The following is a 1,940-nucleotide window of genomic DNA, read 5'->3' on the forward strand; positions in this document are numbered from 1 at the left end:
GACGAATTTATCACCGATCTGTTGGCCAGGAATTGAGACCGCACAAACTTCAGGATATGATTCAGTCATAATTCGATCGCCAGAAAAACGCAATGAGAAGGTCTCAAATCATCATATCCAAACAAACGCAAAAGTTAGAGTGTCAAGCTAACGAACGGTTAACGAGTGCATACAGAAGTGAACGAGCTCGTCAGGAGATCACGGAAGTAGAGTTAAACCGTAGTAAAATCGTGATGATAGATGAGAACGGCAATATTAAAAGAGTTCCCATCCTCGGTGAGCACTAAATAGAAGTGGTTAGTCGAGCTAATAAGAATAAGGAAATGTTATGAATATCGAGCTGTCCCCCATAGAAGCACGAGTAATAGGATGTCTAATTGAGAAAGAGGTCACCACCCCTGATTACTATCCATTAACGCTCAACAGCTTAACCACTGCTTGTAACCAAAAAAGTAACCGCGAGCCTGTGATGTCCCTGAGTGATGCTGAAGTCCAAGACGCTGTAAGCGCTTTGATTGGCCGTCGACTAGTTAGTGATGAGAGTGGATTTAACAGCCGTGCGAGTAAGTTTCAGCACCGTTTCTGCAATACTGAGTTTGGGGATTTACAGTTAAGCAAACAAGAAAAAGGTATAGTGTGTTGCTTGCTTCTGCGTGGTGCTCAAACCCCGGGTGAATTGCGTACTCGCACCAACCGACTTGCAGAGTTTTCAGACGTTAAAGAGCTTGAAATGGTTTTGGAGGCCATGGCTAACAGGGAGGGGGGGCCGCTAGTTGTTAAGTTGCCACGAGAGGCTGGTAAACGCGAATCGCGTTATATGCATCTGTTTAGCGGAGAGGTTGATCTAGAAGCTCTTGCTACGGCAACACCTATCTCTCAGCCAAGCCAATCTAGAATTGACCACTTAGAAGCGGAACTAGCTACTGTTAAACTCGAACTGGCTGAGTTACGTGAACTAGTGGAGCAATTGACTAAGTAATGTCAGAGGTGCAAGATTCCACATCAACGACGCATGCGCAATGGTATGTTTATTTGATACGAATGCGTAACAACGCTCTCTATTGCGGAATTACCACCGATGTCACAAGGCGCTTTGAGCAACACCAACAGGGGGGTGGGGCAAAAGCTCTGAAAGGAAAAGGGCCGCTCATTTTAGAGTGGCACTGTCCTGCAGGTACAAGTCGCAGTGAAGCATCTAAAATTGAGTACCAAATTAAACGTCTAACTAAACTTAAAAAAGAACAGCTTATTTCAGGGCAGGTTTCGTTTCCTCTTATCTAATTTGCACTAATTTCGCCCGTTTCCCTCCAGTTTCCACAAATTGTATTAACCTTGAATATGAGTAATAAAAAAGGTTGATATGGATATGAATCAATTAATAAAAAGATTAGTAGTGGCTAGTTCTTTAGTATCAGTAAGTGGTACTTTCGCGGCAACGGTCGTCCCAGATGGTAGAGGGAATGGCATGGGGAATACGGGCGTGACTAGCTCAGACTACGTTCTTGCTCCTTTCTATAACCCTTCGTTGGTAGCAGTTCATCGCGATGAAGACGATTTTGGATTGTTAATTCCGGCTATTGGGGCAACAGTTCGAGATAGCGACGAAACGATTGATACGATTGACGAACTCCAGGACGCGATTAAGGCGTTTGAAAGTAGTGGAGGCGGCACTAACGAGCAAGCCGCCAAAATAAACAATTATTTAACTCAGTTAGAAGATAACAAACCTCTGTCGGTCGCCGCCGGTGCCGCCCTGGCTGTGGCTTTTCCAATAAAAACATTGTCAGCTAACTTTTCTCCCGTGGCTATGCTGAAATAATAGCGGTACAGGACATAGCCGTGAATTTAGGTGACGATCCTACAGACGTGACAACGCGGTATGAGTCATCAAACGTCGATATGATTGCCTTTGGTTATACCGAATATGGGATAGCCCTTGC

3 protein-coding genes and 1 pseudogene are annotated in these 1,940 nt (G+C 44.6%); all 4 read left to right on the forward strand.

What is annotated here, in order from left to right; all coding sequences use genetic code 11:
- Positions 1 to 92: 92 nt before the first annotated feature.
- On the forward strand, positions 93 to 287 hold the full coding sequence (locus tag QTO00_RS18980) for a hypothetical protein (RefSeq protein ID WP_331426145.1): 195 nt from the start codon (positions 93 to 95) through the stop codon (positions 285 to 287).
- A 41-nt stretch (positions 288 to 328) separates the two neighbouring features.
- A complete protein-coding gene (locus QTO00_RS18985) occupies positions 329 to 979 on the forward strand; it encodes a YceH family protein (RefSeq protein ID WP_331426146.1) in 651 nt (216 codons plus the stop codon).
- Complete coding sequence (locus tag QTO00_RS18990) at positions 979 to 1,281, forward strand: GIY-YIG nuclease family protein (protein ID WP_331426147.1); 303 nt, start codon at positions 979 to 981, stop codon at positions 1,279 to 1,281. The genes QTO00_RS18985 and QTO00_RS18990 overlap by 1 nt, the downstream gene beginning before the upstream one ends.
- Positions 1,282 to 1,366: 85 nt before the next feature.
- Positions 1,367 to 1,940: pseudogene (traF, locus tag QTO00_RS18995) on the forward strand (conjugal transfer protein TraF); the annotation flags it as partial.

The sequence above is a fragment of the Vibrio sp. M260118 genome, from assembly GCF_036533755.1.
Classification (GTDB): Bacteria; Pseudomonadota; Gammaproteobacteria; order Enterobacterales; family Vibrionaceae; genus Vibrio.